The organism is Streptomyces sp. NPDC048483, assembly GCF_040651455.1.
Classification (GTDB): Bacteria; Actinomycetota; Actinomycetes; order Streptomycetales; family Streptomycetaceae; genus Streptomyces.
In genome coordinates, this window is record NZ_JBEZJZ010000131.1 from 1 (window position 1) to 22,197 (window position 22,197).

Annotated in this window: 22 protein-coding genes; 12 read left to right on the forward strand and 10 right to left on the reverse strand. The window is 72.8% G+C overall.

Translation table 11 applies throughout. The features are described 5' to 3' along the window. Window positions 1–445 precede the first annotated feature (445 nt). Together AB0D04_RS37530 and AB0D04_RS37535 are read left to right on the forward strand one after the other, a co-directional pair. Window positions 446–1,291 carry a DeoR/GlpR family DNA-binding transcription regulator gene (locus tag AB0D04_RS37530; protein WP_362711892.1) on the forward strand — a complete coding sequence of 282 codons (846 nt, stop codon included), beginning with the start codon at window positions 446–448 and terminating at the stop codon, window positions 1,289–1,291. 159 nt (window positions 1,292–1,450) lie between these two features. Further along, complete coding sequence (locus tag AB0D04_RS37535) at window positions 1,451–1,939, forward strand: SRPBCC family protein (RefSeq protein ID WP_362711893.1); 489 nt, start codon at window positions 1,451–1,453, stop codon at window positions 1,937–1,939. 308 nt (window positions 1,940–2,247) lie between these two features. On the opposite strand, the gene AB0D04_RS37540 is transcribed toward AB0D04_RS37535, so the two are convergent. Then, entirely contained in the window at window positions 2,248–3,345 is a 1,098-nt protein-coding gene (locus AB0D04_RS37540; RefSeq protein WP_362711912.1) for a PLP-dependent cysteine synthase family protein, read from the reverse strand. Between the two features lie 309 nt (window positions 3,346–3,654). Here AB0D04_RS37540 and AB0D04_RS37545 point away from each other — a divergent pair, with 309 nt between their 5' ends. Both AB0D04_RS37545 and AB0D04_RS37550 read left to right on the forward strand, forming a co-directional pair. Beyond that, window positions 3,655–3,942 carry a hypothetical protein gene (locus tag AB0D04_RS37545; RefSeq protein WP_362711894.1) on the forward strand — a complete coding sequence of 96 codons (288 nt, stop codon included), beginning with the start codon at window positions 3,655–3,657 and terminating at the stop codon, window positions 3,940–3,942. A gap of 204 nt (window positions 3,943–4,146) precedes the next feature. Further along, complete coding sequence (locus tag AB0D04_RS37550; protein ID WP_362711895.1) at window positions 4,147–4,683, forward strand: ATP-binding protein; 537 nt, start codon at window positions 4,147–4,149, stop codon at window positions 4,681–4,683. 26 nt (window positions 4,684–4,709) lie between these two features. On the opposite strand, the gene AB0D04_RS37555 is transcribed toward AB0D04_RS37550, so the two are convergent. From AB0D04_RS37555 to AB0D04_RS37565, 3 genes are read right to left on the reverse strand one after another with little or no spacing between them, the layout of a single operon-like run. Then, entirely contained in the window at window positions 4,710–7,274 is a 2,565-nt protein-coding gene (locus tag AB0D04_RS37555; RefSeq protein WP_362711896.1) for an FtsX-like permease family protein, read from the reverse strand. Further along, complete coding sequence (locus AB0D04_RS37560) at window positions 7,271–8,047, reverse strand: ABC transporter ATP-binding protein (protein ID WP_362711897.1); 777 nt, start codon at window positions 8,045–8,047, stop codon at window positions 7,271–7,273. The genes AB0D04_RS37555 and AB0D04_RS37560 overlap by 4 nt, the downstream gene beginning before the upstream one ends. Further along, a complete protein-coding gene (locus AB0D04_RS37565; RefSeq protein ID WP_362711898.1) occupies window positions 8,044–8,349 on the reverse strand; it encodes an SHOCT domain-containing protein in 306 nt (101 codons plus the stop codon). The genes AB0D04_RS37560 and AB0D04_RS37565 overlap by 4 nt, the downstream gene beginning before the upstream one ends. Before the next feature lie 210 nt (window positions 8,350–8,559). Here AB0D04_RS37565 and AB0D04_RS37570 point away from each other — a divergent pair, with 210 nt between their 5' ends. From AB0D04_RS37570 to AB0D04_RS37585, 4 genes are all read left to right on the forward strand, one after another. Beyond that, complete coding sequence (locus AB0D04_RS37570) at window positions 8,560–9,219, forward strand: TetR/AcrR family transcriptional regulator (protein WP_362711899.1); 660 nt, start codon at window positions 8,560–8,562, stop codon at window positions 9,217–9,219. Window positions 9,220–9,233: 14 nt separating this feature from the next. Next, complete coding sequence (locus AB0D04_RS37575) at window positions 9,234–9,632, forward strand: cupin domain-containing protein (RefSeq protein ID WP_362711900.1); 399 nt, start codon at window positions 9,234–9,236, stop codon at window positions 9,630–9,632. A gap of 81 nt (window positions 9,633–9,713) precedes the next feature. After that, window positions 9,714–10,298 (forward strand): DUF4865 family protein, encoded by a 585-nt coding sequence (locus AB0D04_RS37580; RefSeq protein ID WP_362711901.1) that lies wholly within the window; start codon window positions 9,714–9,716, stop codon window positions 10,296–10,298. A 71-nt stretch (window positions 10,299–10,369) separates the two neighbouring features. Beyond that, window positions 10,370–11,290 carry a phosphotriesterase gene (locus tag AB0D04_RS37585; protein WP_362711913.1) on the forward strand — a complete coding sequence of 307 codons (921 nt, stop codon included), beginning with the start codon at window positions 10,370–10,372 and terminating at the stop codon, window positions 11,288–11,290. Between the two features lie 59 nt (window positions 11,291–11,349). On the opposite strand, the gene AB0D04_RS37590 is transcribed toward AB0D04_RS37585, so the two are convergent. Then, a complete protein-coding gene (locus AB0D04_RS37590; protein WP_362711902.1) occupies window positions 11,350–11,733 on the reverse strand; it encodes a PPOX class F420-dependent oxidoreductase in 384 nt (127 codons plus the stop codon). A 124-nt stretch (window positions 11,734–11,857) separates the two neighbouring features. Continuing rightward, window positions 11,858–13,078, reverse strand: a complete 1,221-nt coding sequence (locus AB0D04_RS37595; protein WP_362711903.1) for an ROK family protein — start codon at window positions 13,076–13,078, stop codon at window positions 11,858–11,860. A gap of 17 nt (window positions 13,079–13,095) precedes the next feature. Here AB0D04_RS37595 and AB0D04_RS37600 point away from each other — a divergent pair, with 17 nt between their 5' ends. After that, window positions 13,096–14,337 (forward strand): MFS transporter, encoded by a 1,242-nt coding sequence (locus tag AB0D04_RS37600; protein WP_362711904.1) that lies wholly within the window; start codon window positions 13,096–13,098, stop codon window positions 14,335–14,337. 86 nt (window positions 14,338–14,423) lie between these two features. Next, window positions 14,424–15,194, forward strand: coding sequence for a maleylpyruvate isomerase family mycothiol-dependent enzyme (locus AB0D04_RS37605; RefSeq protein WP_362711905.1), 771 nt, complete (start codon window positions 14,424–14,426; stop codon window positions 15,192–15,194). 306 nt (window positions 15,195–15,500) lie between these two features. Here AB0D04_RS37605 and AB0D04_RS37610 read toward each other — a convergent pair whose 3' ends face one another. From AB0D04_RS37610 to AB0D04_RS37620, 3 genes are all read right to left on the reverse strand, one after another. Beyond that, window positions 15,501–16,166 carry a response regulator transcription factor gene (locus tag AB0D04_RS37610; protein WP_362711906.1) on the reverse strand — a complete coding sequence of 222 codons (666 nt, stop codon included), beginning with the start codon at window positions 16,164–16,166 and terminating at the stop codon, window positions 15,501–15,503. Further along, complete coding sequence (locus tag AB0D04_RS37615) at window positions 16,163–17,470, reverse strand: sensor histidine kinase (RefSeq protein ID WP_362711907.1); 1,308 nt, start codon at window positions 17,468–17,470, stop codon at window positions 16,163–16,165. Before AB0D04_RS37615 ends, AB0D04_RS37610 begins: the two co-directional genes overlap by 4 nt. Window positions 17,471–17,572: 102 nt before the next feature. Next, window positions 17,573–18,283 carry a TetR/AcrR family transcriptional regulator gene (locus tag AB0D04_RS37620; protein WP_362711908.1) on the reverse strand — a complete coding sequence of 237 codons (711 nt, stop codon included), beginning with the start codon at window positions 18,281–18,283 and terminating at the stop codon, window positions 17,573–17,575. A 232-nt stretch (window positions 18,284–18,515) separates the two neighbouring features. Between AB0D04_RS37620 and AB0D04_RS37625 the strand changes: the two genes are divergently transcribed. Next, entirely contained in the window at window positions 18,516–18,956 is a 441-nt protein-coding gene (locus AB0D04_RS37625; protein WP_362711909.1) for a nitroreductase family deazaflavin-dependent oxidoreductase, read from the forward strand. A gap of 134 nt (window positions 18,957–19,090) precedes the next feature. Here the strand turns inward: AB0D04_RS37625 and AB0D04_RS37630 are convergent, their stop codons facing one another. Next, a complete protein-coding gene (locus AB0D04_RS37630; protein WP_362711910.1) occupies window positions 19,091–20,314 on the reverse strand; it encodes a geranylgeranyl reductase family protein in 1,224 nt (407 codons plus the stop codon). A gap of 178 nt (window positions 20,315–20,492) precedes the next feature. On the opposite strand from AB0D04_RS37630, the gene AB0D04_RS37635 reads away from it, so the two are divergent. Next, entirely contained in the window at window positions 20,493–21,881 is a 1,389-nt protein-coding gene (locus tag AB0D04_RS37635) for a dipeptidase (RefSeq protein ID WP_362711911.1), read from the forward strand. Window positions 21,882–22,197: the final 316 nt, after the last annotated feature.

Sequence of the window (22,197 nt, forward strand, 5' to 3'; positions counted from 1 at the left end):
CGACGTCACCTGGCTGAGCCAGTCCGTGGGTCCGGACAGCAGCGCCTCCACACTGGCCGTGATCGGCTCTATCCGCTGGCGCAGATACACCGGGTGGAGAGGGGGCGGGGGCGGGGGAGCAACCGGCTGGGCGTTTCACCCGAAACGCGAGGCGCCCGCGCCGTCCAGGCCACCTCGCACGGACAGCGGCAGTTCGCGCAGGCGCCGGCGGTCCGCGCGCGCAGCGATGGTTCTCACGGGCAGAGGCGGAATCCGCGAGCGGAGGCGGATTGCACCGGCAGCGGGCGGTTTGCGCGGACGTGCAGGGCACAACCCGCCGCCACAGCCAAGGTCACCCCGGCCTCGCTGTCAGTGGCTCATGCGAGGATGAGGAAACAGTGATCGCAAGCGGCAGCAGACGCAGAACGACCCGAGGCAGCGAGTCGGGCGGAAGGGACGGGCCGGGGTGAGCGACAACCAGAATCTCCTCGCGGAGCAGCGGCGTGCCCTGATTCTCGATGAGGTCAGGCGGCGGGGCGGGGTACGCGTCAATGAGCTCACCCGCAGGCTCAGCGTGTCGGACATGACGGTCCGCCGCGATCTGGACGCGCTCGCCCGCCAGGGCATGGTGGAGAAGGTGCACGGCGGCGCGGTGCCGGTCAGTGAGCCGAGTGCGCATGAGCCTGGTTTCGAGGCGAAGTCGGGGCTGGAGCTGAGCGCCAAGGAGGACATCGCCAAGGCCGCGGCCGAAATGGCGGCGCCGGGCAGTGCGATCGCGCTGGCGGGCGGTACGACCGCGTTCGCGCTGGCACAGCAGCTGCTCGAGGTGCCGGATCTGACGGTGGTGACGAATTCGGTACGGGTGGCCGATGTGTTCTACAACGCCCAGCGGGCGGCGGCGAGCGGCGGCGCGGCGCCGCGCGCAGGAGCCGCGACGGTGGTGCTGACGGGCGGGGTGCGGACGCCGTCGGACACCTTGGTGGGCCCGGTGGCGGATGCCGCGATCCGGTCTCTCCACTTCGATGTGTTGTTTCTCGGAGTGCACGGCATATCGGTGGAGGCCGGCCTGTCCACTCCGAATCTCGCGGAGGCGGAGACCAACCGGCATTTCGTACGGTCCGCGCGACGGGTGGTGGTGGTGGCCGACCACACCAAGTGGGGCACGGTCGGACTGAGTTCGTTCGCATCGCTGGAGGAGGTGGATGTGCTGGTGACGGATGCCGGTCTGTCCACCGAGGCACGTGCGGAATTCGCAGAGCTGCCACCGGAGCTGCTGGTGGCGGGCGAACAGCCGGCCGACGCGGATATCTGAGGAAGCAGCACACACGAAGCAGCACACACGAAGCGGACACGTCCAGCGGGACACATGAAGCGGCCCGCACCGCAGACATCTGACGGCGTGACAGTTATGGTGTGCGGCTCCGGGCCGGACAGCCCGGCCCGCCGACCGTCCCGTAGGGGGTGCTCGCCCATGGCACGCCGACTCCGCCCCGTCGAGCTCGACTTCGTCGAATCCGCTCCGCTGCGGCTGGTGTTCGCCGCAGAGGTCGCCGCGCCGCCAAAGGTGGCGTATGCCGCGCTGGCGGACGACGTGGCGGGCTGGTCGAGCTGGTTCACCGGCGTCTCTCAGGCGGCGGCCACGGACGGCGGCAGGGGCCGCGAGGTGCGGCTGACGGGCGGTACGCGGTTCACCGAGACGGTTCTGGCGGCGGAGCCGGACGAGCGCTACGCCTACCGGGTCGACACCACCAACGCCCCAGGCCTGCGGGCCCTGTTGGAGGACTGGCGGCTGACTCCGGCGGGCGGCGGTACGCGGCTGCGGTGGACGTTCGCGGCCGACGGCCCGGCGCCGCTCCGGCTGGTGATGACGCTGGCCCGGCCGGGCCTGGGACGCGCCTTCCGGAAGTCCGTACGAGCCCTGGACCGCCGGCTCGCCACCACCCCAACGGGCGAGACCTAGGGGCTGGCCGAACACATCCCTTAGGGGATACGGGCGCCCCCTGCGGGCCACAACACGGCGAACCCGGGACGGTATTCCCGTGGGGCACCACGATTCCGGTGGGGCACCACGATTCCGGTGGGCCACCCGGTTCCGGTGGGCCACCACCATCCCCGCGGCACACCACTGTGCTCCCCGTGGCCCACCACCACGATCCCCTCGGCACACCACGATCCCCCACCCCACCGCCCGCTCGACCGCGATCGACCCTGGTCGCCGACACACCGCCGAGGGGGCAGGGGGTAAGGCCCGGCCGGCCCCGTCGGGCCTCAGCCCGTCCAGGTGCCGTTGGTCAGGAAGGTCTCGATGGTGCGGGTGTACGGCGCGATGTCCAGGCCCTGGGCAGCCAGCCAGTCGTCGGAGTAGTACTTGTCGAGGTAGCGGTCTCCGTGGTCGCAGAGCAGGGTGACCACGGATCCTGTGCGGCCCTCGGCGACCATCTCCGAGACGATCTTCAGCGAGCTCCACAGTCCGGTGCCGGTCGAGCCGCCCGCCTTGCGGCCGATCGCCGTCTCCAGGGCACGTACGGCGGCGACGCTGGCCGCGTCGGGGACCTTCATCATCCGGTCGATCGCACCGGGGACGAAGCTCGGCTCCATCCGGGGACGGCCGATGCCCTCGATGCGGGAGGCGGTGGCGCAGTCGGTCTTGGCGTCGCCGGTGCGCCAGCCGTCGAAGAAGCAGGAGTTCTCCGGGTCGGGGACGCAGACGCGGGTGTCGTACTGCATGTAGTGGACATAGCGGGCGATGGTGGCGGAGGTGCCGCCGGTGCCGGCCGTGGCGACGATCCAGGCTGGCTCGGGGTAGCGCTCCAGCCGCAGCTGCTGGTAGATGGACTCGGCGATGTTGTTGTTGCCGCGCCAGTCGGTCGCCCGTTCGGCGTAGGTGAACTGGTCCATGTAGTGGCCGCCGGACTCGGCGGCGAGCCGGGCGGAGACCTCGTAGACGGTCCGCGGGTCCTGGACCAGATGGCAGCTGCCGCCGTGGAACTCGATCAGACGGGTCTTCTCCCGGCTGGTGGTGGCCGGCATGACGGCGATGAACGGCACCCCGATCAGCGAGGCGAAGTATGCCTCGGAGACGGCCGTGGAGCCGCTGGAGGACTCGATGACGGGCTTGCCGGGGCGGATCCAGCCGTTGCACAGCCCGTAGAGGAACAGTGAGCGGGCAAGACGGTGCTTGAGGCTGCCGGTGGGGTGCGTCGACTCGTCCTTGAGGTAGAGGTCGATGCCCCACTCCTCGGGCAGGGGGAAGCGCAGGAGGTGGGTGTCGGCGGTGCGGTTGGCGTCCGCCTGGACCTTGCGGACGGCCTCTTTCAGCCATTCGCGGTAGTCCGGATCCGTACGGTCGACGTCGATGGTCGCCATCGGGGCCGCGGCCACGGTCTCGCGTATCTCGCGGTCCGGCTGGCTCTGGGGCTGCTGTGCGGTACTCACCGGCGCACTCCTCAGGTTTTGGACGCCCGCGCACAACGCCGGGCCGATCCCGACTATAACCACCCGCCGCACGCTTCTCACCTGCATAAACATCACTTTGAGAGACCCCAAGGAAGGCCTGGGAGTGGGGCGTTGCGGCCGCCGGAGACCGGGGGCACTGGTGTACGGGGCGCCGTGCGGGCAAACTTCCTGAAGGGGCGGTGAAGGGCACCTGCCCGATGCACCGAGGAGGTGGTGGCCATGGCGGAGCCGGAATTCAACGCGACCGGCGTACGGATCGAGCGATGGCTGCGGTCCCTGACCCGCGCCGGACAGATCGTCATCAGAGACGGCCGACTGGCGCTGCTGACGAGCTACGGCACGGAGATAGACAGCGCCCCGCTACAGGCCGTGCAGGCTCATAAACCGCTGTTCGCGGCGCGGGACCGGGCGCTCGCCACCCTCAACGGCCATCGCTATTCGCTCACGCTGGGGGCCCCGGACCGCTTCCTGAAGGCTGTACAGGCGGCTCGTACGCCACGCACCTGACCCGCCCGGGACAGCCGGTGAGGGCCGGGGACGTGCGGTTGCGGGACCGCACCGGCTGCCCGACCCTGGGACTCGTATCACTGAGGGTTCACCAGCGGTGACGCTGTGATGCGGTCGGCATCGTCGTGCAGCCGGCATCGCTGGATCCGATCTTCGCCCCTGCCGTGTTCGGGGGGCGCCCGGCCTCATCAGGGAGTCGCGGTCGTGATCAGGCAGCCCAGCAGACATTGCACGGTGGAGCTCCAGGCCCTTCCGGCCCGTATCGGACATGTGCGCAGGATCGTCTCGGCGCAATTGCGCTGCTGGCATCTGGACGCCTTGATAGATCCGGCGGCCCTGGGGGTGACCGAACTGCTCGCCAACGTCCACCGGCACGCCCGTCCGAGCAAGCAGTGCACGGTCGAACTGTACGCACTGCTCGATCAGTTGACGGTCTCGGTGCACGATCTGGACCCGCGGCTGCCGCGGATCCGGGACGCCGATACCTGGGAGACCTGCGGCCGCGGTCTGGCGCTGATCGCGGCGCTCAGCGAGAGCTGGGGGATGCATCCGGACACGGACGGCAGGGGGAAGGTTGTCTGGTTCACGCTCCCCGCCCTCACCTCCGCGCCTGCCCGGCCCGCCCCGCGCGCGATGCCCGCACGCTGGGAGCCCGTACCGCTGGATCCGGCCCAGCTGGACACCGCTCCTGCGGCGGCGGCCGACCCCCTCCCCCGCACCGGGGGCACGAAGGTCGGCTGACGTCGCTTTCCGGCCACGGTGCGGCGCTACTCGGTGGCGATCGCCCGCAGCACATCCAGCCGTGCGGCCCGGCGCGCCGGCCGCAGCCCGGCCACCGCCCCCGCGGCCGTCCCGATCAGTGCGACCGCCGCCAACTGCCCTGCCGGCACCGTGAACACGCTGCTGCCCGCGCTGTCGGCGGCCCGTACCAGCGCCCAGCCCAGGAACGCGCCGAGCGCCAGCCCGCCGGCCGTCCCGAAGGCGGCCACCAGAACCGATTCCCAGCGCACCATGGCGCGCAGCTGTGCCCGGGTCTGGCCGACGGCCCGCAGCAGGCCCAGTTCGCGGGTGCGTTCGTGCAGCGCCAGGGTGAGGGTGTTGGCGATGCCGAGCAGGGCGATCACCACGGCCAGGGCGAGCAGGGCGTAGACGAGGGTCAGGAAGGTGTCGACGCCGTTCGCGGCGGTGGCGGCGTACTCGGCGCGGGTCTGCACCGGCGGACTGCCGTATGCGGCGGCGGTGTGCGCCACCGCGGCCTTGCCGTCGGCGGTGCCGACGCCGTGCCGCAGGGAGACCGCGACCAGGTTGTCGGAGTCCTGGATACGGTGCGGCTGCCAGGCCTGGCGGGAGATGACGTAGTCGCCGGTGAGGTCGGCCTGTGCGTAGACGGCACGTACGGTGAAGTGCGCGCGGTCGCCGTCGGCGAAGGTCAGCTCGGCGGTGCTGCCGATGTGCCAGCCTTTCTTGGCGGCCTCCTCCTTGGCGACGGCCAGGCCGGTGCGGCCGAGCCCGTTGAGGGAGCCCTGTACGGCGCCCAGATCGAGGACCTTGGTGAGTGCGCCCGGATCGGTGATGGTCAACTGGCGGCCGGCGCCGTCCACCTCGGCCACGCCCTTGCCGAGGCCGAGGGCGGCGTCCACCTGGGGCAACCGGTCCAGCGCCGGGGCGAGCCGGGGGCTGATGCCGCTGCCACCGGGCCCGTACGACGTGGTGCCGACCGCGATGTCGCCGGCGAACGCCTGCGAGACCGAACGGTCCGCGCCCGCCTTGAGGGAGGCACCGAAGATCGTGAAGAGGCAGACCACGGCGACGCCGATCATCAGGGCGGTGGCGGTGGCCGCGGTCCGTTGGGACGACCGCAGCGCATTGCGCCGGGCGAGCGCCCCGGTGACGCCGCGCAGCCGGGCGAGCGGACCGCCCAGCGCCCGTACGGCGACGGTGGCGGCGACCGGACCGAGGGCGACGAAGGCGACGAGGGTGAGGAGCGCGCCGATACCGGTGAGGACGGTGTTCGGGGTGCCGGCGGCGCCGTAGACGGTCAGCGCGAGGCCGATCGCGCCCAGGGCCGCGCCGGTCACGGCACGCCCGCGGGAGGCGCCCGAGGCGTCCACGGCGGTGTCGCGGAGGGCGGCCATCGGGGCGGTGCGCCCGGCGCGTTGGGCGGGCAGCAGCGCGGAGCCGAGGCACACCACGACGCCGACGACGACCGGCAGCACCAGCGATACGGCGCCGATGACCAGCGGGCCGCCGGGGAACGGGAAGCCGATCGCCGGGAAGAGGGCCTGGAGTCCGGCCGCGATGCCGACGCCGGCGAGCAGCCCGACGGCGGAGGCGGCGAGCGCAACGGCCGCGGCCTCGGTCAGGGTCGCCCCGACGATCTGCCGCCGGGACGCTCCGAGGGTGCGCAGCAGGGCGTTCTCGCGGGTGCGCTGGGCGACGACGATGGCGAAGGTGTTGTGGATGGAGAACGTCGCAACCAGCAGGGAAATTCCCGCGAACACCAGCAGCAGCGTGGTGAAGAGGGTCAGGAATCCGCCGGCGACGGCACTGCTCTCGTCGGTGAACTGCTCGCCGGTGACGGCCTCCACGCCCTTGGGCAGAGAGGGCCGGATCGCGTCGACGAGCTCCTGTTGGGAGACACCGGAGGCGGCGCGGACCTGGATGCTCGCGGCCCGCCCCGGCCTCGGGGTGAAGTACTTCTCGGCGTCGGACTGCGTCAGCGCCGTATAGGTGCTCTGGCCCATACCGTCCTCGCCGCCGAAGGTCGCGATGCCGACGACGGTGACGGTGACGGGGTCGGGTGTGCGCAGTACGGTGCGGTCGCCGATCCGCAGGCCGCCGGCCTTGGCCGCACCGCGGTTGATGACCGCCTGGCCGGGGGCGTCGGGGGCGTGGCCTTCGGCGAGTTGATAGGGGTTCAGCTGCGGGTCGGTGATCCAGTTGCCGCCGCGCGACGGCGGTCCCTGGGCGGCGCCGACCACCTTGCCGTTCTTGCCGGTCAGCCGCGCCTCACCCTGGATGGCGGGCACCGCGGCGGCCACGCCCGGCACCTTTTCGACGGCCGTGACCAGCGACGTACTGACGGGCTGACGGGTGCCCTGGCCCGCGCCGGGGGCAGTGACGACATCGGCGCTGCGCACCACGGCCGCGGTGCCGCGGGTGGCGTTGCCGAACATGGTGTCGAAGCTTGCACGCAGGGTGTCGCCCATGACGAGGGTGCCGCTGAGGAAGGCGACGCCGAGCAGTACGGCGAAGAAGGTGCCGGCGAAGCGGCGTTTGTGGGCGCGGAGGGCGGAGCCGGCGAGGCTCAGGGGCGCGGGCAGGCCGGTCATGACAGGGCCCCCTCACGGGATGTGAGGTCGAACGCCTTAATGCGGTCCAGGACGCGCTCGGCGGTCGGCTCGGCCATCCGGTCCACCAGCCGCCCGTCGGCCAGGAAGACGACCTCGTCGGCGTGGGCGGCGGCCACCGGGTCGTGGGTGACCATGACGACGGTGCGGCCCATGGTCCGTACGGCCCGGCCCAGCAGCCCGAGCACCTCCTCGCCGGAGCGGGAGTCCAGGTTGCCGGTCGGCTCGTCCGCGAAGACGACCTCGGGGCGGCCGGCGAGGGCACGGGCCACCGCTACTCGCTGCTGCTGGCCCCCGGAGAGCTCGCTCGGCCGGTGGTCCAGCCGGTCCTGGAGTCCGACGACGGCAACGAGTCCTTCGATCCATTCGGTGTCGGCCTTCTTGCCCGCCAGGTCCAGCGGGAGGGTGATGTTCTCGGCAACGGTGAGCGTGGGCAGCAGATTGAAGGCCTGGAAGACAAAGCCGATGCGGTCCCTACGCAGCAGGGTGAGCCGGCGGTCGTCGAGGGTGGTCAGATCCGTGCCGGCCACGAGGGCCGACCCGGACGTGAGGCTGTCCAGGCCGGCCGCGATATGCAGCAGCGTGGATTTGCCGGAACCCGAGGGGCCCATGATCGCGGTGAAGCGGCCGGCCGGGAAGTCGACGCTGACCCCGTCCAGGGCCCGTACCTGCGCGTCGCCGGATCCGTAGATCTTGACCGCGTCGATGACGCGGGCCGCGGCGGGTGCGGTGAGGCGGGGGCGGGTGGCGGTCATGCCGTGCCTCCCTTGGGGCCGGTGCCGAAGTGCTCCTCCAAGACGGACAGCCGGCGCCAGTACTCCTCCTCGTCGATCTCGCCGGCGGCGAAGCGGCGGCCGAGGACGGCGATGGGCGTGGGCGCGTCGGTACGGGCGGCGGACTGCGGGCCGCGGAACGGCCGGCCCGGTCCGCCGTGCCGCCAGACGGTGCGGCGCAGCAGGGTCACCACGCCGAAGACGGCCAGCGCCCAGATGACCGGAACAAAGAGGATCCAGGGGCCGGGGCCACCTCCGGACCAGGGGTTCGCCAGCTCGAACACGGTACTCAGCTCCTCGGTGGGACGGGTGTCGATGTCACCTCCGAGACTCGTCTTCCGGGCGCCGTCAGTCGTCGTACGGCCAGCGGCTTTCCACGTACGACGGGGGGAGTACGCGGGACGGGCGGCGCTGCTCCGGCCCGGCGTTCGGCGACGGCTCGCGCTGCGGTGGCGGCTCTACGGCGGCCGCGCTTGAATTCTGTAACTACTAGTATGTACAGTGCGATCATGAGCACTACGCGGGAACCCACCCCCGGCACCCGGGAACGACTGGTACGCAGCACCCAGGAACTCCTGTGGGAGCGCGGCTATGTCGGCACCAGCCCCAAGGCGATCCTGGACCGCGCGGGCGTCGGACAGGGCAGCATGTACCACCACTTCGCGGGCAAGTCGGAACTGGCGCTGGCGGCGATCCGGCGCACCGCGGAAGGCATGACGGAGACCGCCGAGGCGTGCCTGGCGGGGCCGGGTACGGCGTACGACCGGGTCGCCGGCTATCTGCTGCGCGAACGGCGGGTGCTGCGCGGCTGCCCCATCGGCCGGATGACGCAGGACCGCGATGTGGTGCAGGACCCGGAGCTGCGGCAGCCGCTGGACGAGATGTTCGGCTGGCTGCAGGGCCGGATCACCGAGGTGCTCGCCGAGGGACAGCGGCGCGGCGAGCTCGCCGCCGGCCTGGACCCGGCGGACACCGCGGCGACCGTCGCGGCCGTCGTCCAGGGCGGATACGTCCTCGCACGGGCGGCAGATGACACCGCGCCGTTCGATGCCGCCGTACGAGGCGTCCTGTCGCTGCTCGCGGCGCAGGTCACGCCCCACGCCGACACCGGCGCGAACACCGGCACAGTCACCGACACCGACACCGACCACTAGGAGTTCGCGCCTCCATGGAGATCACCCGACAGCGCCCCGCCAGCCGGCCGGGCCCCGCCGAGCAGTTCACCGGCAGCGTCTGGCTCGACGAGATCGCCGCCCCGCCCGCCCCCTCCCGTCTGCGGATGTTCAGCGTCCACTTCGCCCCCGGCGCGCACACCGCCTGGCACACCCATCCGCACGGCCAGGTCCTGCATGTCACCGAGGGCGCCGGGCTGGTGCAGCGCGCGGGCGGACCCGTCGAGCCGATCCGCGCAGGGGACACGGTATGGATCGCGCCGGGCGAGCGGCACTGGCACGGCGCGGCGCCGGACAGCTTCATGACGCACCTGGCCACCGTCGAAGCCGCGGCCGACGGCACGACCATCGAGTGGGCGGAGCTCGTCGGCACGGACGACTACCCGAGCGTGTAACCCCACCCGGCCGGCACATCACCGCACCCGGCGCGTCGCCGCACCCGAAATGCACTCCCCTCCCCCGTACGGAGCCCTCCGATGCACGCCATGCAGTACGCGATCACCCTCCCCGCCGACTACGACATGCAGATCATCCGGCACCGCGTGAAGTCCAAGGGCCACCTCCTGGACGGCTTCCCGGGGCTCGGCCTGAAGGCGTACGGCATCCGGGAGCGCGGGGTCGACGGATCGCCGGTCAATCAGTACGCGCCGTTCTATCTCTGGGCCGACCCGGAGGCCATGAGCGGCTTTCTCCTGGGCGACGGATTCCGCGGGGTGATCCGCGACTTCGGGCGGCCGGCCGTCCGGCACTGGCAGGGGCTGTTCCACCGGCCGGGGCCGGACGCGGGCCGCCTGCCGGGGGCTTTCTCGCGCCGTACCGAGACCGTCCCCGAGGGTGCCGATCCGGCGACCGTCATCGCCAACGCGGTGGCCGAACATGAGGAGTTGGCCGCTACGGAGGGCGTGTACGCCACCTCTCTGGCGCTCGATCCCCGCCACTGGGAGCTGGTCCACTTCACCCTCTGGACGGACGCCGTCCCGGAGGGCGCCGGCGACCGCTATCAGGTGCTGCACCTGTCCGCGCCGGGCGTTGACGCGCTGGGGGCGGGGCAGCAGTGGTGAACGTGTCCGAGGGCGACCTGCCCGCCGCCCTTGTCGCCCCCGCCGACCCTGTCGCCCCCGCCGGCCCCGTCATCCGTACGGTCCTCGGCGACATCGCCCCCGCCGACCTCGGCGTCTGCGACGCCCACGACCACCTCTTCCTGCGCAGCCCCCAGCTGCCGGGCCAGGAGCTGGCCGACGCCGGGGCCGCGGCCGCCGAGCTGGCCGCCTTCCGTACGGCAGGCGGCGCGGCGGTGATCCAGTGGACGCCGTACGGCATGGGCCGGGGTGCCGCCGAACTGCCTCGGCTGGCAAGGGAGTCGGGGGTGCGGATCGTCGCCGCCACCGGGCTGCACCAGGCGGTGCACTACGCGCCGGAGGTGCTGGAGCGGGTCCGGGCCGATCTCGCCGGGGTGTTTGTCTCCGAGCTCACAGAGGGGATCGGCGGCACCGGTGTACGCGCCGGAATGATCAAGGTGGCCGGGGGGTTCCACGGGCTGGACCGGCACGCCCGGTACACCATGACCGCGGCCGCCGAGGCCCAGCGCGCCACCGGGGTGGCCATCGGCATTCACCTGGAGCTGGGCACCGGCGCGCTGGACGTCCTCGATCTGCTCTGCGGCGAGTTGGGGGTCGCGCCGGACCGGGTGGTCCTCGGCCATCTCAACCGCGCGCCGGACCTCGTCGTGCACCGGATGGCCGCCGAGGCGGGTGCGTATCTGGCCTTTGACGGCCCCTCACGGGCGCATCACGCGACGGACTGGCGGCTGCCCGATGCGCTGGCCGCGCTCGCCGGGGCGGGCTTCGGCGACCGGATTCTGCTCGGCGGCGACACCACGACGGCCGGCGCCCGGTCGGTCAACGGCAGCCCCGGCATGCCGTATCTGCTGCGCCGCCACCGGGAGCGGCTCGCGCTCGCCCTGGGGGAAGGCCTGGTGACGCAGTTCCTGACGGCCAACCCGGCCCGCGCCTTCGCCGCCGACCTGGGGCGCTCCCGTCCCGTCACAGGGTGACGGCCCATTGCGTCGCAGGATGACGGCCACATCGCGTCGCAGGATGACGGGCATTCCCGTCACAGGGTGACGGCGATTCCCACATGCGGCCGCTTGCCCCGGCGCAGCAGCGCGCCACCGGTGTCCATCAACCGGAACCGCAGGCCGTATTTGCCGGCCATCGCCCTGCGTACCCGGAGGAGCTCCCCGGGCCCCTCCAGGAGCCGGGCGGTGCCTTCCATGGTGGGCGCGCCCTCGGTGAGGCGGCCGCGTACATCGCACGGGGTGACGGTCACCCTCGCATCGTTGCGCAGCCGCTTCACCTTCCAGCTGTCGTCCCGCGTCCACACCAGGAGTGCGTCCCCCTCGGCCACCGCCCATACGGGGGTGGCCACCGGGGTGCCGTTCCTGCGGTGGGTGACGAGGCTGACGTACGGGCTGCGGGCGAGCGCTTCGGGAATCATGGCGGAAGCCTAGAGGCGGCCCCGTAGCCCCTCCAGGTCCTGGCCCCTCCAGGCGGCCGGACCCTCCAGGCGACCGGGCCCAGGGGCCGCCGGGCCCGCCGGCGCGCTCGGGGCCCTGGGCCCGCTACCGCTCGACGACCACCAGCGGATCGTCCAGCACCGGCTGCCAGGCCAGCTCCGCCGCGCCGACCAGGCTGTTGTGGTCAAGGCTGCACGGCAGGATCGGCACGCCGCCGCTGCGGCCCCACAGGCTGCGGTCGGCGACCACCGCGCGCAGCCGTTCCGGGTCGGCCTCCACCAGGGCGCGGTGCAGGCCGCCGAGGATGATGCGGTCGGGGTTGAGGATGTTGACGAGTCCGGCGATGCCGAGGCCGAGGCGGTCGATGAGGAGGTCGGCCGCGGCGCGGACACCCGGGTCGGCGTAGTCGTTCCGCAGCAGGTCGGCGGCCTGGTGGAGCAGCGAACCCTCGGGGCCCGGTTCACGGCCGGCGGCGCCGAGGAAGGCGAGCGGGTCCGCCTCGACGTCCAGACAGCCGCGGCCGCCGCAGTGGCAGGGCGCGCCCTCGGGATTGACGGTGAGATGGCCGACCTCGAGGGCGAGGCCCGAACTGCCGCTGTGCAGGCGGCCGTCGAGCACCAGGGCCCCGCCGACGCCCCGGTGGCCGGAGGCCACACAGAGCAGGTCGCGGGCGCCCCGGCCGGCGCCGTGCCGGTGTTCGGCGAGCGCCCCGAGGTTGACGTCGTTGCCGGTGAAGCCGATCTCTTCGGTGACTCCGGGGATGCCGGCGTCGGCGAGCGCGCGGAGGAACAGTGCACGTACGGGGGCGCCCGCGGGCCAGGCGAGGTGCAGCGGGTTGAGGGCCTCGCCGTCCGGTTCCGCGACGGCGGAGGGCACCGCGAGGCCGGCGCCGAGGCAGCGACGGCCGGACTCGCGCAGCAGGGCGGAGCCGGCCGCGACGGCCTCGGCGAGGACATGGGCCGGGTCGGCGGGGATCGTGCCGCAGCCGGCGGCGGTCGCCACGATGCGGCCGCCGAGGCCGACCAGGGCGACACGGAAGCCGTCGGCGTGGATCTGTGCGGCGAGCACGACAGGGCCGCGTTCTGCGACGAACAGCCGGTGGGAGGGGCGCCCTTGGGACCCGGCGGAGGCGGTCGGCCGGGAGTCGACGGTGATCAGGCCGAGCGCTTCGAGCTCGGCCGCCACCGCGCCCGCGGTCGCGCGCGTCACGCCGAGTTCCGAGGTCAGGACGGCGCGGGTGGGTGCGCGTCCGGTGTGTACGAGCTCCAGTGCGGGTCCGAGGGCGCCACGGCCCCGCTCCAACCTGGTTGTCCGAGTCTGGGTCACGCCTCTATTCTGACTTTGTGCCGACGCTAAACAAAATACGGGCGGCCCTTACGGGGGCCGGAAACCGTAGGACGCGCTCCCTCTCCCATTCTTCCACCGACCCACAACTGGTCCGGCTCCGCCTGGCGATCACTGCATTCTTCGCCATGGACGGCTTCCTGTTCGCCGGATGGGTCGTCCGCATCCCCGCGATCAAGGCGCAGACAGGCGCCGGCGCGGGCACCCTCGGGCTCGCCCTGCTCGGCGTGTCGGCGGGCGCCGTCGCGTTCATGATGATCACCGGACGGCTGTGCCGGCGGTTCGGCAGCCACGCCGTGACGGTTGCCTCCGGCGTCGCGATGTCGCTGAGCATCGTGCTGCCTCCGCTCACCCACTCGGCGACCGCGCTGGGCCTGGTCCTGCTGGTCTTCGGCGCCGCGTACGGCTCGCTCAACGTCGCGATGAACAGCGCCGCCGTCGACCTGATCGGCGCCCTGCGGCGCCCGGTGATGCCGAGCTTCCACGCCGCCTTCAGCCTCGGCGGGATGCTCGGCGCGGGGCTCGGCGGGCTGCTCGCCGGCGGTCTGTCCCCCACCGTGCACCTCTCGCTGCTCGCCGCGACCGGCCTCCTGGTGGCGGCCCTCGCGGGACGCTCACTGCTCGCACACCCCGCACCCTCCGTACCGGAGCGGATGCCCGCGTCCGAGGGCCGTACCGGGCCGCGCCGCCCCGGCCGCCTCGTCTTCATCTTCGGCCTCATCGCGCTCTGCACCGCCTACGGAGAGGGCGCAATGGCCGACTGGGGCGCGCTGCACCTCTCCCAGGACCTGGCCGCGGGGCCCGGCCTCGCCGCCGCCGGATACGCGGTGTTCGCGCTGGCGATGACCGCCGGGCGGCTGTCGGGCACTGCCGTGGTGCAGCGCTTCGGGCCGGCCCGCGCACTGATCGCGGGCGGTGCGACGGCGACCGCCGGCATGCTGCTCGGCGCCCTGGCACCCACCGCGTGGGCGGCCTGCCTCGGCTTCGCGGTGGCCGGTCTCGGGCTCGCCAACATCTTCCCCGTCGCCATCGCCCGCGCCGGCGAGGCCGGCGGTCCCGGCGGTGTCGCCGCGGCCTCCACCATCGGCTACGGCGGCATGCTGCTGGGCCCGCCCGCCATCGGCTTCCTGGCCGAGGCGTTCACGCTGCCCCTCGCGCTGACGACGGTCGCCCTGCTCGCGGCGGTCGCGGTGGCCATCGCGTACGGGACGCGCGGGGCGCATCACGGCGGGCGGGGGTGATACGGGAGCGGGCCCCGGGGCACGCGGTGGGCATGGACGACGACCGGGCCGAGCCATTGTCAGAGGCGGCTGGCACACTCGCCGGTATGGAGATCACTGAGTTCGTCGCAGCACTGCGGCTGGACGGCGGACTGCTTGCCGACGCCGCGGAGCAGGCCCGCCCCGACACCCAGGTTCCCTCCTGCCCCAAGTGGAAGATACGGGATCTGGTCACCCACGTCGGGCGGGTGCACCGCTGGGTGACGGACCTGGTGACGCAGCCCACCGAGCGGCCGGGCGAGTTCCCCGCCGCCCCGGACCTGACCGACTGGCAACTCGTGCCCTGGCTGCGCGAGGGTCATCACCGCCTGGTGGTGGCGCTGCACACCGCCCCGCAGGATCTGGAGACCTGGACCTTCCTGCCCGCGCCGTCCCCGCTGGCCTTCTGGGCGCGACGGCAGGCCCATGAGACCTCGATCCACCGCGCGGACGCCCAGCAGGCCGCGGGAATGGCGCTCACTCCCCTGCCGGCCGCCTTCGCCGCCGACGGCATCGATGAACTCCTGGCAGGATTCCACGGCCAGGATCACAGCCAGGTGCGTACGGCCGTGCCCAAGACGCTACGGGTCCGCGCCACGGACACGGTCGATGCCGACTGGACCATGCATCTCTCCAGCGCGCCGCCGCGCACCGTCCGGACGACCGGGTCGGCCCCCGAGCACATACGGCAAGAGCAGGAGGCCCCGGTGGACTGCACCATCGAGGGACCGGCCGAGGAGCTCTACCTCGCACTGTGGGGCCGCCTGCCGTTCGACAAGCTGACGGTTACCGGCGACGACGCGCTGACAGCGCTGTGGCGGGAGGCAGGCGCCGTCTGAACGGCGGGGCGTCTCCTGGGGACCTGAGCGGTCCGGGCAGCGGTATCGCGCAGCTCGGGACGAAGAGCCCGAGGGGCCCGAAGAGCGTGATGGCAACAGGCCGACCGGCTGCAGCAGCATCCCCGGATTCCGTTGCAGCCGCGGCCAGTTGACGGCCCGACTCGCCAGGGTGCCCAGCGTCATCACGCCCGCCGCCGACCGGGTCGTGCGGGGCTACGGCGCCGGCCGGACCCGGCGGGCCGGGCGGCCGGGCGGGCCGGGCGGCCGGGCGGGCAGGCGGCCGGGCGGCCGGGACATCGTCTGGATTCAGCCCAGCCAGCCGGGGCGCACCAACCCCGACTCATAGGCCAGCACGACCAGTTGGGCGCGGTCCCGGGCGCCCAGTTTGACCATGGTGCGGCTGACATGGGTCTTGGCGGTCAGCGGGCTGACGACCAGGCGGCGGGCGATCTCCTCGTTGGAGAGACCGATGCCGACCAGCGCCATCACCTCGCGCTCCCGCTCGGTCAGTTGGGACAGCGCATCGGCCGCGGCCGGTTCCTTGGAGCGGGCCGCGAATTCGGCGATGAGGCGACGGGTGACACCGGGCGAGAGCAGCGCATCGCCGTCGACGACCGCCCGCACGGCCCGTAGCAGCTCCTCCGGTTCGGTGTCCTTGACGAGGAAGCCGGCGGCACCGGAGCGGATCGCCTCGAAGACGTACTCGTCCAGCTCGAAGGTGGTCAGCATGACGACCTTGACGCCGGACAGCTGCGGGTCCTCGGTGATCCGGCGGGTCGCCACCAGGCCGTCCAGTACGGGCATCCGGATGTCCATCAGCACGACGTCCGGCAGGTGCCGGCGGACCGCCTCCAGCGCTTGCTGCCCGTCGGACGCCTCGCCGACCACCTCGATGTCCGGCTGGGCGTCCAGCAGCACCTTGAAACCGGCGCGGACCAGCAGCTGGTCGTCGGCGAGCAGTACCCGGATCACGACTCCTCCTCGGTGGCGGTCGGCGGCACCGTATCCGTACCCCTGTCCGCCTCCGTATGCGTGGCAGCGGCCGGGCCGTTCGAAACCGCCAGTGGAATGCGGGCCCGGACCCGGAAGCCGCCGTCCGGGCGCGGGCCCGCCTCGACGGTGCCGCCGAGGGCCGCGGCCCGCTCCCGCATCCCGACCAGGCCGTTGCCGCCGCCGGCCGGCTCCCCGGCGGCGGCGGTCGCCGGGCCGTCGTCGTCGACCTGGACCTCCAACGCGCCGGGGGCGTACCGGAGCAGGACCCGGGCGGTGCGCGAACCGGAGTGGCGCACGATGTTGGTGAGCGCCTCCTGGACGATACGGAAGGCGGCGAGATCCGCGCCGGGCGGCAGTGCGACGCGGGTGCCCGCGGTGGTGACGTCCACGGCGAGCCCCGCGCCCTTGGCCTGTTCGGTGAGTTCGGGCAGCCGGTCCAGCCCCGGAGCCGGGGAGCGCGGGGCGTCCCCACGGGTGCGCAGGGTGTCCAGGACCTGCCGTACCTCGCCGAGCGCTTCCTTGCTCGCGGCCTTGATGGTGGTCAGCGCCTTACGCGCCTGCTCGGGGTCGCTGTCCAGCAGGGCAAGACCCACGCCCGCCTGGACGTTGATGACGGAGATGCTGTGCGCGAGGACGTCATGCAGCTCCCGGGCGATCCGCAGCCGTTCCTCGTCCGCCCGGCGCCGCTCGGCGGCGGCCCGTTCGGCACGCACCCTGGCGAGCTGCTCGCGGCGCACCCGCACCAGCTCCGATACGGCGACGACGGCCACCACCCAGACAGCCACGAACAGCGCGTCCCCCCACGGGGCGGGCCCGTCGCGCGGCGGCAGCCACCGGTAGAGCCAGTGGCCGACGAGAACATGACTCGCCCACAGGCCCCCGAGCGCGCACCACGCGGTGATGCGGTGCCCGGCGAGAATCGCCCCGAAGGCGCCCAGCGCGAGGGTGAGAAAGATCGGCCCGTACGGGTATCCGGCCGCGAAGTACACCGCGGCGGAGGCGGACGTGGCGAGGGCGACGGTACGCGGGTAACGGTGCCGGAAGAGCAGCAGGGCGCCGCCGAACACCAGCAGCGCCCGCGCGAATGCGTCCAGCGGCACCCGCTCGGGTTGGGTGTGCGCCGCAAAGCCGGAGCCGACCATGACGAACACCGTCACCGCGACCGTCGAGGCCCAGGGCAACCGGACCCCTGCCCAGCTCCTCGGCTCCGCGCGCACCGGCGACCATCGCTCCCACACCGGCCCGAGGCAGCGCCGCGCCCACGGCGGCCGTGCGTTCTCCATGCCCGTAACGCTAGACCGCGGCCCGGCCCGGCGGCGTCAGCCCGGGGCAGTGCCCGGCGGTACTCCCACGGGAGTAGCCGGTGGGGTCGTAGGAGCCGGGGGCTAGCGGGGCGTGGTCAGACCGACGCTGCGGGCCAGCTGGAGGACGGCCTGCTCGAAGAATGCGGTACGGGCCTCGATCACCCGGTTGAACTGGCCGAAGACCTCGAAACTCACCAGGCCGAACAGCTGCGCCCAGGCGCCGACGAGCCGCGCCAGCACCGGACCGGGCAGCTCGACGCCCAGCTCCGCGCCAAGAGTGAGCGCATCGCCGACCACCGCGTCGGGCAGCGGCTCGGCGGGCTCCTTCAGCACACCCGCGGCATGCGCCTCGCGAACCACGCCGATCAGCGCGAGGCCGACGCGGGCGGCGGGCTCGGCGGTGGTGCGGGGTGCGGTGTAGCCGGGCACCGGGGAGCCGTAGATCAGCGCGTACTCGTGCGGGTGGGCCAGCGCCCAGGTGCGTACGGCGGCGCAGACGGCACTCCAGCGGGCGACGGGGCGCTTGGCATCGGGGCCGGTCAAGGTGTCGCGGGCGCCTTCCGCGGCCTCTCCGACGGCGTTGTAGGCGTCGACGATCAGCGCGGTCAGCAGCTCGTCGCGGCTGGGGAAGTAGCGGTAGAGCGCCGAGGAGACCATGCCGAGTTCGCGGGCGACGGCGCGCAGCGAGAGCTTGGCGGCACCCTCGGCGGCGAGCTGTCTGCGGGCCTCGTCCTTGATGGCCACGGTGATTTCGCTACGGGCCCGTTCCCTGGCACCTCGGATCGCAGTCATGGAGGCAGTCTGACACGTTTCGGAGCGGTGCACCAAAATGAGAGCAGTGCTCTTGCATGAGGGCGACGCTCTCGTGCACACTGCTCACAAGGGAGAGCAGTGCTCTCGAATCGAACAGGGGATGCGCTCTCGGCGCAGTCCTGCACAGCACGGCACTGCACGGCACCGCACGGCACTCCTCGACATGCGCCGAACACCCCCTGCCGTCACAACCGAAACCGGAGGCCCACCCATGTCCCACTACCTCAAGCCCGGCCGCTTCACCGTCCGCCTCAACGGCATCATCGGCTGGCTCGCCCGCCGCGGTGTCAGCCTCGCGGGATCGGCGGACCTCGCCGTCCGCGGCCGTAAGAGCGGGGAATGGCGGCGCGTCCCCGTCAACCCGATGACGTACGAGGACGGCCGCTATCTCGTCTCGGCGCGCGGCCACTCGGAGTGGGTACGCAATATGCGCGCGGCGGGCGGCGGCGAATTGCGCATCGGCCGCCGTACCCGCCCGTTCACGGCCGTCGAGGTGCCGCCCGCCGAGACCGCGGCGCTGCTGCGCGCCTATCTCCGGCGCTGGGGCTGGGAGGTGAAGGCGTACTTCGGGGAGATCACCGCCGACTCGAGCGACGCCGAGCTACTGGCCGCGGCCCCGCGCCACCCCGTCTTCCGGATCGCCGAATCCTGAGCACAGCGCCCGACCACGCAGCCTGTGCACGGCGACTGACCACGGCGCCCGAGTACCGGACGCCAACCGGACGCAACCGGCCCGGCCGCCCGCCGACCGCCGGCAGGCCAACCGGCCGGCGGTCCCCGCGCCGGTCACTCGCCCCGGCGCGCCTCGGCGCGGTCGAACGCATCCAGCGCCCGTCGCGCCATCGGATGCGTACGGACCATCTCCCCCAGCGTCGTCGTCCCGCGAGTGATCTTCGCAAACACATGCCACGCCGGCCGGAAGCCCGTAATGACCGCATGCAACATGCCCGGACGCCGCGCGAAGACGCCGAGCATCCGACGGCCCACGCCCATCTCCACACCGAGGCCCGCCTTGATGGCGAACGCGTAGTTGAGCGCCTGGCGGCGGGCGTCGACCGCGTCATGCGCCTCGGAGACGCGCACCGCCCACTCCCCCGCCAGCCGCCCGGACCGCAGCGCGAAGGAGATGCCCTCCCGCGTCCACGGCTCCAGCAGCCCCGCCGCGTCACCGCACACCAGCACCCGGCCGCGGGACAGCGGTGAGTCATCGGCGCGGCAGCGCGTCAGATGCCCGGACGAGATGCTCGGCTCGAAACCGGCGAGGCCCAGGCGGCCGATGAAGTCCTCCAGATAGCGCTTGGTTGCCGCGCCCTCGCCGCGGGCGGAGATGACGCCCACGGTGAGGGTGTCGCCCTTGGGAAAGACCCAGCCGTAGCTGCCGGGCATCGGGCCCCAGTCGATGAGCACCCGGCCCGCCCAGTCCTCGGCGACCGTCCCGGGCACCGGAATTTCCGCCTCCAGCCCGAGGTCGACCTGGTCCATCTTCACCCCGACATGCGCTCCTATCCGGCCCGCGCTGCCGTCGGCGCCGACCACGGCCCGCGCCAGCACGACCTCGCCGTCGGACAGCACCACCGCGACGGTCCGGCGGTCGGGGACCTCGGCGCCGTGCTGTTCCACCCGCGCGACCGTGACGCCCGTACGGACCCGGGCGCCCGCGTCCTTCGCGGACTCGACCAGCCCGGCATCGAACTCGGGGCGGTTGATGAGCCCGAAGAGCATGTGCTTGGAGCGGCGGGTGCGGGTCATCTTGCCGTTCATCGAGAACGTCACCGCATGCACCCGGTCGCGCAGCGGCAGCTCGAAGCCGGGCGGCAGGGAGTCGCGCGAGGGGCCGATGATGCCGCCGCCACAGGTTTTGTACCGGGGCAGTTCGGCTTTCTCCAGGAGCAGCACGCGGCGTCCCGTACAGGCCGCGGCATGCGCGGCCGAGGCGCCCGCGGGCCCCGCGCCCACCACCACGACGTCCCACACCTGCTGGTTGTCCTCGGCTGCGTGCTCGCTGCTCACCTGTGCGTTCGCTCCCGTTCGATACCTGGCTGCGCGTACCGCCCGCATCCTACGGGCCGGTGTTTCGCGCGCGGCCTGTGGGAAGATCGGTGGCACTGAATCCCCGTACGTCCGGCCCGTACGGCTCACAAAGACGGACGGCCCACGTACTCAACGTCGCGCCCACAAGGAGCGTTCCATGTCCGACAGGCCTGCAAGGTCCGGCAGCCCGCTTGCCCACACCGTCGCCGCGCTGCAGCCCCGTGCCCGCACCGAACTCGCCGAGCTGGTGGCCTTCAAGTCGGTCGCGGACCCGGCGCAGTTCCCCAAGAGCGAGTGCGAGGCGGCCGCCGGCTGGATCGTCGATGCGCTGCGGGCGGACGGGTTCCAGGACGTGGCGCTGCTGGACACCCCGGACGGCACCCAGTCCGTATACGGCTTCCTGCCCGGTCCGGCCGGTGCGCCGACCGTCCTGCTCTACGCGCACTACGACGTGCAGCCGCCACTGGACGAGGCCGCCTGGACCTCGCCGCCGTTCGAGCTGACCGAGCGCGACGGCCGCTGGTACGGGCGCGGCGCCGCGGACTGCAAGGGCGGCCTGATCATGCATCTGACGGCGCTGCGTGCGCTGAAGGAGCACGGCGGCATACCGGTCAACGTCAAGGTCATCGTGGAGGGTTCCGAGGAGCAGGGCACGGGCGGGCTGGAGCGGTACGCCGAGGCGCACCCGGAGCTGCTGGCCGCCGACGCCATCGTCATCGGCGACACGGGGAATTTCCGGATCGGGCTGCCGACGGTGACCGCGACGCTGCGCGGGATGACGCTGGTGCGGGTGCAGGTCGATGCGCTGGAGGGCAATCTGCACTCCGGGCTGTTCGGCGGCGCGGCGCCCGACGCACTGGCCGCGCTGATCCGGATCCTGGACTCGCTGCGGGCCGAGGACGGTTCGACGACGGTCAATGGGCTGGCCGCGGACGCCACCTGGGAAGGCCTGCAGTATGCGGAGGAGGAATTCCGTAAGGACGCCGGGGTGCTGGACGGCGTCGGGCTGATCGGCAACGGGACGGTCGCGGACCGGATCTGGGCCCGGCCGGCCGTCACCGTCCTCGGGATCGACTGCCCGCCGGTGATCGGCGCGACCGCGTCCGTACAGGCGGGCGCGCGGGCGCTGGTGAGCCTGCGGGTGCCGCCGGGCACGGACGCGGCAGACGCGACGAAGCTGCTGGCCACCCACCTGGAGAGCGCCGCTCCGTGGGGCGCGCGGGTCGCGGTGGAGCAGATCGGGCAGGGCCAGCCGTTCCGGGCGGACACCAGCAGCCCGGCGTACACGTCGATGGCTGCCGCGCTGCGGGAGGCGTACGACGGTGAGGAGATGCAGACGTCCGGCATGGGCGGCTCGATCCCGCTGTGCAACACACTGGCCGGCCTGTACCCGGACGCGGAGATCCTGCTGATCGGGCTGAGCGAGCCGGAAGCGCAGATCCACGCGGTCAACGAGAGCGTCTCGCCCCAGGAACTGCAGCGGCTGTCGCTCGCGGAGGCCCTCTTCTTGCAACGGTACGCGGCCCGTCCGCTGCGCTTGGCCTGAGCCCCACGTTTTTGGCCGTCCCGCCGTGGGGGTGTTTCGCCGTTTCGCCTGCGGCGGGCGTGGGTTTGTCGGGTGCGGTGACGGCCCTGCACGGCTTCGCCGCTACGGTCCGTCCCCTCCCGTGGGTGGGTGGAAAGGGCCGGTGGGGGCGAGCGTCGTGTGCCCAGTGCCCCATGACTGGGTCCACTTCCTGCACCCGACCACGTACGTACACCCCCACCGGTCTTCCCCACCCCCAACGGGGAGGTGCCGGGCCGCAGGACGAAGTCCGGAGGCCCGGCGCCGCAGCCGAACAGCCCCGCGCAGCGGCACCGCC

Coding starts and splice junctions, on each gene's coding strand:
- AB0D04_RS37535 (WP_362711893.1), top strand. CDS start 1,451: ATGGCACGCCGACTCCGCCCCGTCGAGCTCGACTTCGTCGAATCCGCT.
- AB0D04_RS37540 (WP_362711912.1), bottom strand. CDS start 3,345: ATGGCGACCATCGACGTCGACCGTACGGATCCGGACTACCGCGAATGG.
- AB0D04_RS37545 (WP_362711894.1), top strand. CDS start 3,655: ATGGCGGAGCCGGAATTCAACGCGACCGGCGTACGGATCGAGCGATGG.
- AB0D04_RS37555 (WP_362711896.1), bottom strand. CDS start 7,274: ATGACCGGCCTGCCCGCGCCCCTGAGCCTCGCCGGCTCCGCCCTCCGC.
- AB0D04_RS37560 (WP_362711897.1), bottom strand. CDS start 8,047: ATGACCGCCACCCGCCCCCGCCTCACCGCACCCGCCGCGGCCCGCGTC.
- AB0D04_RS37570 (WP_362711899.1), top strand. CDS start 8,560: ATGTACAGTGCGATCATGAGCACTACGCGGGAACCCACCCCCGGCACC.
- AB0D04_RS37575 (WP_362711900.1), top strand. CDS start 9,234: ATGGAGATCACCCGACAGCGCCCCGCCAGCCGGCCGGGCCCCGCCGAG.
- AB0D04_RS37580 (WP_362711901.1), top strand. CDS start 9,714: ATGCACGCCATGCAGTACGCGATCACCCTCCCCGCCGACTACGACATG.
- AB0D04_RS37590 (WP_362711902.1), bottom strand. CDS start 11,733: ATGATTCCCGAAGCGCTCGCCCGCAGCCCGTACGTCAGCCTCGTCACC.
- AB0D04_RS37605 (WP_362711905.1), top strand. CDS start 14,424: ATGGAGATCACTGAGTTCGTCGCAGCACTGCGGCTGGACGGCGGACTG.
- AB0D04_RS37615 (WP_362711907.1), bottom strand. CDS start 17,470: ATGGAGAACGCACGGCCGCCGTGGGCGCGGCGCTGCCTCGGGCCGGTG.
- AB0D04_RS37620 (WP_362711908.1), bottom strand. CDS start 18,283: ATGACTGCGATCCGAGGTGCCAGGGAACGGGCCCGTAGCGAAATCACC.
- AB0D04_RS37625 (WP_362711909.1), top strand. CDS start 18,516: ATGTCCCACTACCTCAAGCCCGGCCGCTTCACCGTCCGCCTCAACGGC.
- AB0D04_RS37635 (WP_362711911.1), top strand. CDS start 20,493: ATGTCCGACAGGCCTGCAAGGTCCGGCAGCCCGCTTGCCCACACCGTC.